This is a genomic window from Bradyrhizobium sp. F1.13.3 (assembly GCF_040548265.1).
GTDB lineage: Bacteria > Pseudomonadota > Alphaproteobacteria > Rhizobiales > Xanthobacteraceae > Bradyrhizobium.
Genome location: NZ_JBEPRI010000011.1, coordinates 261,234 through 273,770 on the forward strand (window position 1 = coordinate 261,234; position 12,537 = coordinate 273,770).

A 12,537-nucleotide genomic window follows, 5' to 3' on the forward strand; every position below is an offset into this window, starting at 1 on the left:
CCACACGATTTTGCCGTACGCAGCGATCCGGCTTCGCCCAAAGGCTTCGCCGGACACGTCCTGCTTCGCCCAAAGGGCTTCGCAGGGCGTTGGCGCCGTTCGTCCGCACCCTAGGCAAGACCTCACGAGGTTCATCTCGCCCTGGTCCCGCCTTCGTGCCCGACGCTGCCGCGTCCACCGCTCCCCGATCCACGTTTCGTTACGACGGACGATCGCCCCTCTCCCTGGACCGGGATGACGGATTGATACTGCGATTCCGAATTTCGGTAAAGTGGAATATTTTTATGGGAGGGGATTGACGGGGTTTTGCGGGAGGCGGGTGTTTTGCCCGACGGGTCGCCCTTGGCCACGCGTGCTGCTTTCGACATACTCGGCGAATCCAAGAGGCAATCCTGCGACAGGGGGTCTCAGCGTCACTGCGAGCAACTAATATTCGGCAATCTGGAATAGTCGAATGGCGTGGGAAAAGATCGTCAAGCGAATTGGGATGGGTTGTTGCCCAGAATGTCAAAGCCCTGGCTTTGACTATCAAGAAGGCGCAAATCCTCACGACGATGAAAGAGCCGCGGTCCGATGTCCGAACTGCGGATGGAAAGGGATGCTTGGCCAAATGCGCATCATCCCGGAGCCGGGCACAAATTAGAGCATTCCCACAAATGAGTGGCGTGAAACGAACGTCATCGATCGTCCTGCTCGCGCGATTGGTGGGCTTCACGCTTTGTGGAGCCGTTCTCGGATTCGCGGCTATGCTGATCGGAACCTCGGTTCTGAGTCGCGTAAAGGGAGGCATTCATGGCGATTGGACGCTCGTTGTGCTCATTGGAATCCTCGTTTGCTTTGCTCTAGGTGGAGTTGCAGGGGCCAAAGGAGCCACCCGCCTCGTCAAGTCCCGGCGCAGCTAAGGAATTGTTCGGTGGCCAAGCATGCATGATCGCAAACTCGTAGGATGGGTAGAGCGAAGCGAAACCCATCGAAGCATCGTGCGGTGGCGAAACATGATGGGTTTCGCAAGTGCTCTACCCATCCTTACGCATTATCACTTGATCACTTCTCGTCACCCATCTGATACCCCGCAAAGCGATCGTCGCTGCGGCGCAGCCGTCGGCAAAGCTCGCGATTGATGTTCTGCAGGACGATCACGTAGGCGTGGATATCGGCCTTGTAGCAGGCGTAGAGCTTCTGGGCCGTCAGCTCGTAAAGCACGGTCGGACTCTCCGCGACCACCGTGGCGGATCGATTCTGCATTTCGATCAGCGTCATTTCACCGAAGAAATCGCCGGGCTCCAGAACGGAAATCGGGATGACGCTTCCCGAATTCGCCCGTTTGCTCACCGCCAGCCGGCCGGACTTGACGATGAACAGCGAGCGTCCGGGATCGCCCTCCGTCACGACGGTTGCTCCGGTATCAAATCGGCACTCGACCAGCATCGACATCAGGAGGTCGAGACTTTGATCCGGGATACCGCCGAAGAACGGTGTGGCGAGCAGGAATGCTTTCAGGTCGGGGACACTGACGGCCATCTCGTGAGGATAAGCCTCGGCGCCATCAGCGGCAAGCAGAGGAGACATCGGCGCTGACGATGCTCAACGTGTTGGAACAAGGCGGTCAGTGAAAATTTCGTAGCTCGTAGGGTGGGCAAAGCGAAGCGTGCCCACCAACCACTATTGATAGATAGATGGTGGGCACGGCGCTACGCGCCTTTGCCCACCCTACGCTTACTGCCGCGCAACACTCTCGCCGCGCAACGTTCGCCTTCTCCAGAGATCAACCATGACCTTGACGGTCGCCGCGAGCACGGCTGCGCACAGCGCCCCCTTCGACACCGTCTCCATTGTCCCCTCGATCAGCAGGCAATGGGCGACGCTGCCTGCGACGATGACGATCGCGAGCGGAATATGGACGATGCGCCAGGTGCGCAGCCGCAGGCCCAATCGCCGGCGGAGTGGCGCCAGAAGCGCGACGATGAAGATGGCCCACATGGCGGTCACGCCGAAGGGGGAGAACGGCGTCGGTGAGGTATAGGTCAGAGCGTCGATCATATCGGGCGGACTGGTGATCCAGAGGCCGGCGACATGGATCACCATCGCCAGAGCGAGCGCGCCGCCGATCCACTGATGGGCGCGCCGGCCGCGATAGGCCGACAGGCCCGGCAGATATCCGCCGATCAGCAGGGGCTGAACGAGCACGAGACCGAGCGCAATGATCCCGGCGAAGCCGGCGAGGATGTAGACCGGGCCGCGCCATGCGAGCTGTTCGCTTCCCGCAGCGAGCGCGATCGGCACGCCGATGGCCAAGGCAAGGGCGACCCAGATCAGGGGCGCCCGGGCCGATCTCCGCCCCTGCATCTCCAATGCGATCAGGCCGCCTGCAGGACGAAGTGCGCCTCGAGGCTGGTTTCCTTTGCGCTCCGCATCACCGGCCGCAGAAAGACTGTTTTGAACTCGCCGCTGTCATAGGCGAGGTGGCCATGCGGCTGACCGAAGATGGGAATGATCTGCGGCATCTCGAGCCGGAACTTGCCGTCCTTGTCGGTCAGCGTGGCCCCATGACTCTGCGGCTCGTGCTCTTGGCCTTCGGTGGTGTGCGCCCAGATCTGGATGCGCTGCCCAGCCAGTGGAGCCCCGTCGCCGGCGCGGCGGACGGTGCCACTCATCCAGAAGCCGCCCTTGCCGATCCGCTCCACGATCGCCGCGCCCTTGCGGTAATTGTTCGCCCCGCCCGACATCGTTTCGGTCGGTGCAAGGCCGTCCGCGCGGGCCGGCAACAGCAGGCCGGGAACACCGGTTGCCAAGACCCCGGTTGCTACGATCGAGCCGCCCGCGGCGAGGAGGCTCCGGCGATTAAGTACGACCGCGGTCATGTCGGTTCCTCCTGGCGAGCGTCGATTGGGTTAGTGAGTGTACAACAACAGGCGCCAGACGCCCAGTTGGGCCGAGGGGCGCAACGGGTCGCAATGACGGTGTTGTGAACGGGGTGCAGGCCGCCCGCATATGCATCAATGATCGTCGTCTTCCTTGACCAGCGTCAACAAGCGAAGCGTCAAGAACGTGAATACGGCGACCGTCACCGCGACATCGTAAGCGCCGAGCCCGACGGAGACGCCGATGGCGCCGGTCGCCCAGAGGCTCGCGGCCGTCGCGGTGCCCTGCACCGAATTTCCCTGCTTGAGAATAGCGCCACCGCCGATGAAGCCGATGCCGGTGATGAGGCCCTCGATCACCTTTGCCATCCCGTCAGGCGAATGCACGAGCAGGCTTTCGCTGGCCTGCACGAAGCCGCAGCTTGCCATTGCGACCAGCGGAAAGGTGCGCAAGCCCGCGCTTCGCGCCCGCTTCTCGCGATCCCAGCCAATGGGAACGGCGAGCGCGAAGGCCGCAGCCAGCGCAACGACATGAACGCCGATGTTGAATCTGTCCAAAGAAAGCCCCCGAAATGAAAATCGTCGCCATTGACCAAACCGGCCGGCAACGCCGCAATGCGGCCCGCGGTTTCAGTGCAGGCGGATTTGCCGCATGCATCAGCAGCGAGGACTTCGCCTCCGCGTAAGGAGGCGGCGCAGCACAATGATCGCTTCGGCTGGTATTCCTGCGGCCGGCTCCTACATGTCGAGTCCACGTTCCCATCGCACGCGCCGTCCGGACCCGCCCATGATCCCTTTCTCCGTACTCGACCTCGCTCCCATCCGTCAGGGCGGAGACGCATCACAGGCATTTCGCAATTCGCTCGATCTCGCCCAGCATGCGGAAGCCTGGGGCTACAAGCGCTTCTGGCTGGCCGAGCATCACAACATGACGGGCATCGCGAGCGCGGCGACGTCGGTGGTGATCGGGCATGTCGCGGGCGGGACAAAAACGATCCGGGTCGGGTCCGGCGGGATCATGCTGCCGAACCATTCGCCGTTGGTCATCGCCGAGCAGTTCGGCACGCTGGCCTCGCTCTATCCCGGGCGGATCGATCTCGGGCTCGGCCGCGCGCCAGGCACCGACCAGTTCACCGCGCGCGCGCTGCGGCGCGATCTCGCCACCAGTTCCGAGAATTTTCCGCAGGACGTGCTGGAGCTGCAGGCGCTGCTCGGCGACGTGCAGCCGAACCAGGCCATCCGCGCCGTGCCGGGCATGGGGACGAAGGTGCCGCTGTGGATCCTGGGATCCAGCACCTTTGGCGCGCAGCTCGCAGGCATGCTCGGCCTGCCGTTCGCGTTCGCCTCGCATTTCGCGCCGCAGATGATGATGCCGGCGCTGCGGGAGTATCGCGCGCGGTTCGAGCCCTCGGCGCAGCTCGACAAGCCCTACGCGATGGTCGGAGTCAACGTGTTCGCCGCCGACAGCGACGCGGACGCGCAGCGCATGTTCTCATCGCTGCAGCAGCAGTTCATCAATCTGCGCCGCGGCACGCCCGGCCCGCTGCCGCCGCCGGTCGACGACATGGACGCGCTGTGGTCGCCGGCTGAGAAGGCGATGGTCGGCCAGTCGCTGTCCTGCTCGGCGGTCGGCTCGCCTGCCGTGGTCGAGCAGAAGCTGAAGGCGCTGATCGCGGAGACCGGCGCGGACGAATTGATGACCACGGGCCAGATCTACGACCACGCCGCGCGCCTGCGCTCGTTCGAGATTGCGGCTGGGGTGCGCGACAGGCTGGCTTCACAGCCGGCCGCGTGAGCGCAGTGGGTGCAGTTCACGAGGTCGTCATGCCCGGGCTTGTCCCGGGCATCCACGTTCTTAGTGCCGCGTGGCGACGCGTGGATGGCCGGGACTAGCCCGGCCATGACGTTGTGGAAGCCTTGGTGCCCGCTCTCCCCTCAATCCGGAAAGCCGAACAGCTTTGCCGGATTGTGCACCAAGATCTTCTCCAGCTCCGTCTGATCAGGCGCGTAGCGGTACATCAGCTCCAGCAGATCGGCGTCGTTGGGCGGCTGCTTGACCGAGACCGGATGCGGCCAGTCGCTGGCCCAAACGCAGCGGTCGACCGCCGCCTCGATATAGGCGCGCGCGATCGGGATGACGTCATCGTAGGGTGGGCCGAGCTTCGAGGTCTTCTCGCCGAGCGACAGCATCACCCAGAAATTGCCCTTGGCGAGCAGCTCGAGCATCTTGCGCAAATTCGGATCGTTGCTGCCGGCTTCCGGATCGGGCCGCGCCATGTGGTCGATCAGCACGGGCACGTCGAGATTCTCGTATTTGGCGACGCTGGAGACGATGCCGTCCTTCTCGGGCTGGATCTTGACGTACCAGCCGAGCTCGCGGATGCGCGCAATGGCGCGGGCGAAATCGGCATCCGACAGCACGGCGCCGAGCTCCTGGCGGAAGCTGAAGCGCGCGCCGCGAACACCTGCGTCATGCAGCTTTGCGAGATAAGCGTCGTTCGCCTCGGCGAACACCAGGGCGTTGGCGCAGCCGCGATAGTTCGGGCCCATCGCGGCGAGACCGTCGAGAACGACGGCATGATCGGCGCCATAGGTGGTGGTCTGCACGATGATGCCGCGCTCGATGCCGAGCGTCTTGTGCACGCGCAGCGCCGCTTCCCAGGTCGCGGTCGGCATCCGATAGGCCGCACCCGGACGTTCCGGATATTTGTCCACGGGACCCAGGACGTGAAACTGGCTGTCGACGGTTTTGGGCGGCGGCGCCTTGACCGGGCGGCGCGGATTCGGGTCGAACGGCAGATAGGTCGGCATGCGCAAAACTCCCTCAGTCGATCATGGCGGTGAAGTCGCACTGCACCAGCGCGTCGCCGTCCATGTTGTCCATCGGCAGCGCGTGGCGCGCCGGGCGCGAATGCTCGTCCGGAAACATCTTCAGCCACTCGACATTCACGGGCCCGCGTTGCGTACGGTCCTTCAGCCACACCGTCATCTTAATGATGTCGTCCGTGGTGCCGCCGGCGGCCTCGACCGTCGCCTTCATATGCGCGAACATGTTGGCGCATTGCGCGTCCAGGCTCTCGGGCATTGTGCCGGCCGCATCGCGGCCGAGGATGACGCCCGACATCACGAGGTTGCCGATGCGGCAGGCGTTCGGAATCGGGTTGGCGTGCTTGAAGCCGCCGATATGGATGCTCTTGCGCCGCGTTTGACCAATCATTGTGCGATCCCTCTTGCTTATTGGTTCAGACGAACTGGCACGACACCGAGCCGAACGCGCCATAGTCGGCATGAAAAGTGTCGCCGCGGCGGATGTCGACCGGCCGCGTGAACGATCCCGCCAGCACCACCTCGCCGGCGGCGAGATGCTCGTCATGCGGCGCGAGGCGGTTGGCGAGCCAAGCGATGCCGTTGGCGGGATGATTGAGCACACCGGCGGCAAGCCCGGTTTCCTCGACCTCGCCGTTGCGGAACAGCAGCGCGCCGATCCAGCGCATGTCCGCATCCATCGAACGGAACGGCCGGCCGCCGAGCACCAGCGCGGCGTTCGCCGCGTTGTCCGAGATCGTGTCCATGACCTTTCGCGCCTTGCCAGTTTCGGGATCGACGCGGTGCATGCGCGTCTCCAGAATCTCCAGCGCCGGGGTCACGTAGTCGGTGGCGTTGAGCACGTCGAAGATGGTGCAATCGGGCCCGCGCAGCGGCGCCTTCAACACGAAGGCGAGTTCGACTTCGATTCGCGGTGCGTGAAAGCGGTCGAACGGGATAGGCGTGGCATCGGCATAGAACATGTCGGCGAACAGCACGCCGTAGTCGGGCTCGGAAATGCCGACCGCGTTCTGCATCGCCTTCGAGGTCAGGCCGATCTTGTGGCCCTTGATGACCCGGCCGCGACCGAGCTGAAGTTTTGTCCAGGCGCGCTGAACGGCATAGGCATCCTCGATGCTGAAATCGGGACAATCTTTCGTGAACATCGTGATCAGCGTCTTGGTGCGCTCGGCTTCGTCGAGCCGCGCGGCAAGGCGTTCGATGGTGGCGGCATCCAGCATGGCTCAGCTCTCCGCCGCGACGGTGTTGCGCAGCACGCCGATGCGGCTGGATTCGACCTCGACGACATCGCCGACTTTCAGCCAGCGCGGCGGGTCGAAGCGGGCGCCTGCCCCGGTCGGCGTGCCCGTCACGATCATGTCGCCGGGCTTGAGGGTTGCGAAGGTCGAGAGATAGGAGATCAGAAAATCGAACGGGAACATCAGCCGCTCGGTGGTGTCCTGCTGCCGCACCTCGCCGTTCACGCGCGTGACGATGTCATGAGGCCCGCGCGGGTCGAGCTCGTCCGATGTGACGATCCACGGACCGATGCTGCCGGAGCGGTCGAAATTCTTGCCTTGCGTGACATTGAACTTGCCGTGGCGCAGCCAGTCGCGGATCGTGCCCTCGTTGCACAGCGTCATGCCGAAAATGTGGGACCAGGCCTTTTCGCGCGGGATGTGCCGGCCACCCTGGCCGATCACGATGACGAGCTCGCCTTCGTAGTCGAGCTGATCGGAGATCTCAGGCTTCTCCAGCGGCTGACCGGAGCCTGTCATCGAGGACATGCTGCGCACGAACAGGCTGGGATATTTGGGCAGGTCGGAGCTGTCTTTATACTCCGCATTGCGCTCGGCGTAATTGACACCGATGCACCAGAGCTTTTCCGGCGCCAGCACCGGCGGAAGCAGCACGAGATCGTCGAGTGCGTAGTCCGGCTTTTGTCCGGCGACGGCTTCCTGCGCGTCGGCCAGCGCATTGGCCGCGATCAGCGCCCTCACATCGGAGAAGTCACGGCCGATCCGCCGGGTCAGGTCGACGACACCGCCGTCGATGGCGGCACCGTAGCGCGGCTCTCCGTCCACGAGATAACTCAGGAGTCGCATGGTCGTTCTCCAATGGTCTTGTGGCGCGCGCAGGGGCGGCGCGCTCAGTCTTTCGATTTGGGAGTCTGGAACACGCCGCGCAGCGTCACGATCTCGCCGAGCCGGGCGTAGCGCGGGCCGCCGACGCGTGCGATCGGATCGAGCGCCGCGGTTTCGACCTTGCCGTCGTTCACGAGGCCATCGCGGAGGTGGAACATCACGACTTCGCCGACGATCAGGCGGCTGCGGGCGTCGCCGAATTCGAGGCACTGCCGGAAGCGGCATTCCATCGCGACGGGTGCAATGCTGAGCCGCGGCACCTTGATGCGCTCGCTCGGGATCGTCTCGAGACCCAACTCCGCGACCTCGCTGATCTCAGGCGGGTGCTCGACCGACGAGTCGTGCACGGCCTGCATCAGCGGGGTATCGGCGATGTGGATGACATATTCCTCGGTGTCGAGAATGTTATGCGCGGTGTCCTTGTAGTCCGCGCCCTTGCGGCCGACGCTGATGGCCAGCATCGGCGGCTTCTGCGAGACGAAGGTGAAGGCGCTGAACGGCGCGAGGTTGAGCACGCCTGCGCGGGACAGGCTCGTCACCCAGGCAATGGGGCGCGGCACCACGATGCCGGTCATCAGCCGGTAGATGCGTTCGGCGCCGAGCTCGGTGGGGTCGATCCGCATCGATCAATCCGCCTTGATGTTGGCCTTGCGCACGATCGGAATCCATTTGGCGTCCTCGCGTTCGAGATAGGCCTTGAATTCGTCGGGGGTCATCGCGACGGCTTCGCCGCCGAGCTTCTCGAACTTGTCGACCACGGCCGGGTCCTTCAAAATCGCGGTCAGCGCCTCGTGCAGCTTGTCGACCACGGGCGCCGGCGTGCCTGCCGGTGCGAACAGGCCGGTGAAGGTCTGGCCGTCAAAGTCCTTGTAGCCGAGCTCGGCGAAGGTCGGCACGTCGGGCAGCGACTTCAGGCGGTGCGGGCTGGTGACGGCCAGCGCCCGGAACAGGCCGGCCTTGATGTGCTGCAGGCTGACCGTGAGCTGGTCGAACGCGAACTGCACCTGCCCGCCGAGCAGATCGTTGACCGCTGGCGCATTGCCGCGATAGTGCGCGGTGACCCATTGCAGATCGAGGCTGGACTGCATCAGCTCGCTGAGCAGATGGTTGGTGGTGCCGGGACCGGGCGAGGCCATCGTCAGCTTGCCGGGCTCGCGCTTGGCGAGGTCGATGAATTCCTTGAAATTCGTCGCCTGCACGGAAGGATGAACCTCGAGCACCAGCGGCGTCATGGAGATCGTCGTGATCGGCAGGAAATCCTTCTTCCAGCTATAGACGTCGCGCTTATTGATTTCGGTCGCGAACAGCACCGGGCCGTTCGCGCCGACGAACAGCGTGTAGCCGTCGGGCGCGGACTTCGCGAAGGCCTCGCCCGCGATCATGCCGCCGGCACCCGCCTTGTTCTCGATGATGAAGGGCTGGCCGAGCTTTTCCTGGAGCTTGTCGGCGATAATGCGCGCGGCGCTGTCGACATTGCCGCCGGCCGGATAGGGCACGATCAGCTTGACGTTGCGCGACGGCCATTGCTGGCCCCACGCCGGTCCCGTCAACATCGCCGCTGCGGCAGCTATGGCAATCCAGATTAATCTCATGTTAACCTCCCGGCGGCGCTTCCAATTTTACGTCGATTTGCCTGAATTCGTACACGGCATCTCGATTCGGGGCGCAATCTCCAGATGCGCGCTTTACCTGTCGAGCGAATTGTGGCGTTCTTGTCCATATTATGGACAAGACCACTTCCGCGAAATCCGCCCGCCGCATGACGGAGCCGCGACAGGGGGCGCAGGCGATCCGGCGCGCGCTCGCGGTGCTGCGCATTCTTGCCGCGGGCCGCGAAGACGGCGTGCCGCTGGTCGAGGTGGTGCAGGCGACCGGCCTCATCCGCCCGACCGTGCACCGCATCGTGCACGTGCTGATCGAGGAAGGCATCGTCGAACGGCACGACAAAACCGGGCGCTACGCGATCGGCAACCAGGTGCCGGAGCTCGCGCTCGCCCGGGCCCGGCCGTCGCGGCTGCTGATCGCCGCAAATCCGTCGCTGCAACGCGCCTCCACCGAGATCGGCGACACGCTGTTCCTGACGGTGCGGACCGGCAACGACACGCTGTGCGTCGATCGCAGGATCGGAATCTATCCGATCCAGGTGCTGTCGATCGAAGTCGGCGCGCGCCGGCCGCTCGGCGTCTCCAGCGCAGGCGTTGCCATCTTGGCCGCGATGCCGGCCCAGGACGCGCGCAAAATCGTCGTAGCCAATGAGAAGCGATTCGAGGCCTACCAGACCGACGCTGCGATGGTGCTGGGCCAGGTCACAGCCGCGAGGCGGCTGGGGTACGGTATGAGGGAAATTGGTCTCGTGCAGGGCACGAAATCGATCTCGACCTGGATCAAGACCCCGGACGGCCGCCCCGCTGCCGCGATGACCGTCTCCGCCGTTCGCACGAGGCTCGGCCCACGCCGCGAACAGGAGGTCGCGGAGATCCTGCTGCGGGAGGCGCGGATCATCGAGCAGGCGATCCGGGGTTAGGCAACCCTGTCAATGGGCTGACTTCGCGCGCCGTTTTGTGGCACAAGAGCCGCCTCCGCCGACCGAGCAACGAGGCCCCGCATGCCCGCGCCAAAACCGCCCGCCTTCGAGACCCTGAGCCTGCATGCGGGCCAGCATCCGGATCCCGCGACCGGCGCCCGCGCCGTGCCGATCTACCAGACCACGTCCTACGTGTTCCAGGATTCCGATCACGCCGCAGCGTTGTTCAATCTCGAGCGCGCGGGTCACATCTATACGCGCATTTCCAATCCGACCACCGGCGTGCTCGAGGAACGGCTGGCGGCGCTGGAGGGCGGCGTCGGCGCGATCTGCACCGCGAGCGGCATGGCCGCGCTGCATCTGGCCATCGCGACGCTTCTGAACGCCGGCGACCATATCGTCGCGTCGAGCTCGCTCTATGGCGGCACCATCAACCTTCTGGCGCACACGCTGCCGCGCTTCGGCATCACCACCAGCTTCGTCAAGCCGCGCGATCTCGAAGCGTTTCGCGCGGCGATCAGGCCGAACACGAAGCTGGTGATCGGCGAGACCATCGGCAATCCCGGGCTTGAGGTTCTTGATATTCCGAAGGTCGCGGCGATCGCGCACGATGCGAAAATTCCGCTGCTGATCGACAACACGTTTGCCACCCCCTATCTCAGCCGCCCGATCGAGCTCGGCGCCGACATCGTCATGCACTCGGCGACCAAATGGATCGGCGGCCACGGCATCGCGATCGGCGGCGCCATCGTCGACGGCGGCCGGTTCGATTGGCGTTCATCCGGAAAATTCGGCGTACTGACCGAGCCCTATGGCGGCTATCACGGCATTGTCTTCGACGAGCAATTCGGCACCGCGGCCTTCATCATGCGCGCGCGGACCGAAGGCCTGCGCGATTTCGGCGCCTGTCTGTCGCCGACCAACGCGTTCCAGCTGTTGCAGGGCGTCGAGACGCTCGGCGTACGCATGGACCGCCACATCCAGAACACGCACCTCGTGCTGGAAGCGCTGAAGGCCAACAAGGCCGTGGATTGGGTGCTGCATCCCTCGCTCGAGGACCACGCGGACTACCAGCTGGCAAAGACACTGCTGCCGCGCGGCGCCGGCTCGATCGTCTCCTTCGGCATCAAGGGCGGCCGGCCTGCTGGCCGCAAGTTCATCGAATCGCTGCGCATGATCAGCCATCTCGCCAATGTCGGCGACGCCAAGACGCTGGTGATCCACCCGGCGTCAACCACGCACCAGCAGATGGACACCGAGCAGCTCAAGGCCTCCGGCATTGGCGAGGAGCTGGTGCGGCTCTCGGTCGGCATCGAGACCGCAAGCGACATCATCGACGATCTCGCGCAGGCGCTGCGCATCTCGCAAAAGGTCTGACACCATGAAGCTCTCCGTCAACGGCGCCGAGGTGCTGGTCGCAACCGGCGGCCGCGACTTCGACAGATCCCTGCCCGCGGTCGTCTTCCTCCATGGCGCCGGCTTCGATCATTCGACCTGGGCGCTGCATACGCGCTGGTTCGCACATCACGGCTTTGGCGTGCTGGCACCTGATATGCCCGGCCACGGCCGTTCGCCCGGACCTTCGCTCGCAAGCATCGCCGAGATGGCCGACTGGACGGCGGCCCTGCTCGATGCGGCCGGAGTTACGAAAGCGCATCTGATCGGCCATTCCATGGGATCGCTGATCTCGCTGGAGACGGCCGCACGTCACCCCGACAAGGTGTCCGCACTCAGCCTGATCGGCACGGCCGCGACCATGACGGTCGGCCCGGATCTGCTGAAGGCGGCCGAGGCCAATTCGCAGGACGCAAACGACATGGTCTCGATCTGGGGCCTCGGCTTCAACGCCGAGCTCGGCGGCAGCCTCGCACCGGGGCTGTGGATGCATGGCGGAGCGCAGGCTGTGTTGAAACACTGCGAGCCGGGCGTGCTGTTCAGGGATTTGTCGGCCTGCAATGCTTACGCGAATGCGCTTCAAGCCGCCGCGAGCGTGAAGGTGCCTACGACGCTCATCCTCGGCGAGCGGGACATGATGACGCCGGTGAAGGCCGGCAAGGCACTCGCGGCGGCGATCCCGCATGCGAAGACCGTCGTGGTACCCGGCGCCGGTCACATGATCATGGCCGAGCGCCCGGATGAATTGCTGGTGGCGCTCAGGAACTGAAAGGATCAATCGTCCATCTTGCGCGTTGCGGTCAGATAT

At 64.5% G+C, this 12,537-nt stretch carries 14 protein-coding genes; 4 read left to right on the top strand and 10 right to left on the bottom strand.

The features are described 5' to 3' along the window. Window positions 1-1,044: 1,044 nt before the first annotated feature. From ABIB66_RS27880 to ABIB66_RS27895, 4 genes are all read right to left on the bottom strand, one after another. Window positions 1,045-1,521 (bottom strand): Crp/Fnr family transcriptional regulator, encoded by a 477-nt coding sequence (locus tag ABIB66_RS27880; RefSeq protein WP_354209575.1) that lies wholly within the window; start codon window positions 1,519-1,521, stop codon window positions 1,045-1,047. A 195-nt stretch (window positions 1,522-1,716) separates the two neighbouring features. Further along, window positions 1,717-2,346, bottom strand: a complete 630-nt coding sequence (locus ABIB66_RS27885) for a ferric reductase-like transmembrane domain-containing protein (RefSeq protein WP_354209576.1) — start codon at window positions 2,344-2,346, stop codon at window positions 1,717-1,719. A gap of 11 nt (window positions 2,347-2,357) precedes the next feature. Continuing rightward, entirely contained in the window at window positions 2,358-2,861 is a 504-nt protein-coding gene (locus ABIB66_RS27890; RefSeq protein ID WP_354209577.1) for a peptidase associated/transthyretin-like domain-containing protein, read from the bottom strand. 135 nt (window positions 2,862-2,996) lie between these two features. Continuing rightward, window positions 2,997-3,419 carry an MgtC/SapB family protein gene (locus ABIB66_RS27895; RefSeq protein ID WP_275174002.1) on the bottom strand — a complete coding sequence of 141 codons (423 nt, stop codon included), beginning with the start codon at window positions 3,417-3,419 and terminating at the stop codon, window positions 2,997-2,999. Between the two features lie 229 nt (window positions 3,420-3,648). On the opposite strand from ABIB66_RS27895, the gene ABIB66_RS27900 reads away from it, so the two are divergent. Further along, on the top strand, window positions 3,649-4,656 hold the full coding sequence (locus ABIB66_RS27900) for an LLM class flavin-dependent oxidoreductase (protein ID WP_354209578.1): 1,008 nt from the start codon (window positions 3,649-3,651) through the stop codon (window positions 4,654-4,656). Between the two features lie 140 nt (window positions 4,657-4,796). Here the strand turns inward: ABIB66_RS27900 and ABIB66_RS27905 are convergent, their stop codons facing one another. The 6 genes from ABIB66_RS27905 to ABIB66_RS27930 are packed head-to-tail and all read right to left on the bottom strand — an operon-like array spanning window position 4,797 to window position 9,402. Continuing rightward, a complete protein-coding gene (locus ABIB66_RS27905) occupies window positions 4,797-5,672 on the bottom strand; it encodes an amidohydrolase family protein (RefSeq protein WP_354209579.1) in 876 nt (291 codons plus the stop codon). A 13-nt stretch (window positions 5,673-5,685) separates the two neighbouring features. Beyond that, window positions 5,686-6,078: a RidA family protein gene (locus ABIB66_RS27910; RefSeq protein WP_354209580.1), complete on the bottom strand. Its 393-nt coding sequence runs from the start codon at window positions 6,076-6,078 to the stop codon at window positions 5,686-5,688. A 25-nt stretch (window positions 6,079-6,103) separates the two neighbouring features. Beyond that, window positions 6,104-6,907: a 2-oxo-hept-4-ene-1,7-dioate hydratase gene (hpaH, locus tag ABIB66_RS27915; RefSeq protein WP_354209581.1), complete on the bottom strand. Its 804-nt coding sequence runs from the start codon at window positions 6,905-6,907 to the stop codon at window positions 6,104-6,106. Window positions 6,908-6,910: 3 nt separating this feature from the next. After that, a complete protein-coding gene (locus tag ABIB66_RS27920; RefSeq protein ID WP_354209582.1) occupies window positions 6,911-7,771 on the bottom strand; it encodes a fumarylacetoacetate hydrolase family protein in 861 nt (286 codons plus the stop codon). 44 nt (window positions 7,772-7,815) lie between these two features. Next, window positions 7,816-8,433, bottom strand: coding sequence for a flavin reductase family protein (locus ABIB66_RS27925; RefSeq protein WP_354209583.1), 618 nt, complete (start codon window positions 8,431-8,433; stop codon window positions 7,816-7,818). A 3-nt stretch (window positions 8,434-8,436) separates the two neighbouring features. Continuing rightward, complete coding sequence (locus ABIB66_RS27930; protein WP_354101175.1) at window positions 8,437-9,402, bottom strand: Bug family tripartite tricarboxylate transporter substrate binding protein; 966 nt, start codon at window positions 9,400-9,402, stop codon at window positions 8,437-8,439. A 131-nt stretch (window positions 9,403-9,533) separates the two neighbouring features. Between ABIB66_RS27930 and ABIB66_RS27935 the strand changes: the two genes are divergently transcribed. From ABIB66_RS27935 to ABIB66_RS27945, 3 genes are all read left to right on the top strand, one after another. Continuing rightward, window positions 9,534-10,334 carry an IclR family transcriptional regulator gene (locus tag ABIB66_RS27935; protein WP_354209584.1) on the top strand — a complete coding sequence of 267 codons (801 nt, stop codon included), beginning with the start codon at window positions 9,534-9,536 and terminating at the stop codon, window positions 10,332-10,334. Window positions 10,335-10,415: 81 nt separating this feature from the next. Continuing rightward, window positions 10,416-11,711: an O-acetylhomoserine aminocarboxypropyltransferase gene (locus ABIB66_RS27940; RefSeq protein ID WP_354209585.1), complete on the top strand. Its 1,296-nt coding sequence runs from the start codon at window positions 10,416-10,418 to the stop codon at window positions 11,709-11,711. A 4-nt stretch (window positions 11,712-11,715) separates the two neighbouring features. Further along, window positions 11,716-12,498, top strand: coding sequence for an alpha/beta fold hydrolase (locus ABIB66_RS27945; RefSeq protein ID WP_354209586.1), 783 nt, complete (start codon window positions 11,716-11,718; stop codon window positions 12,496-12,498). Window positions 12,499-12,537 lie beyond the last annotated feature (39 nt).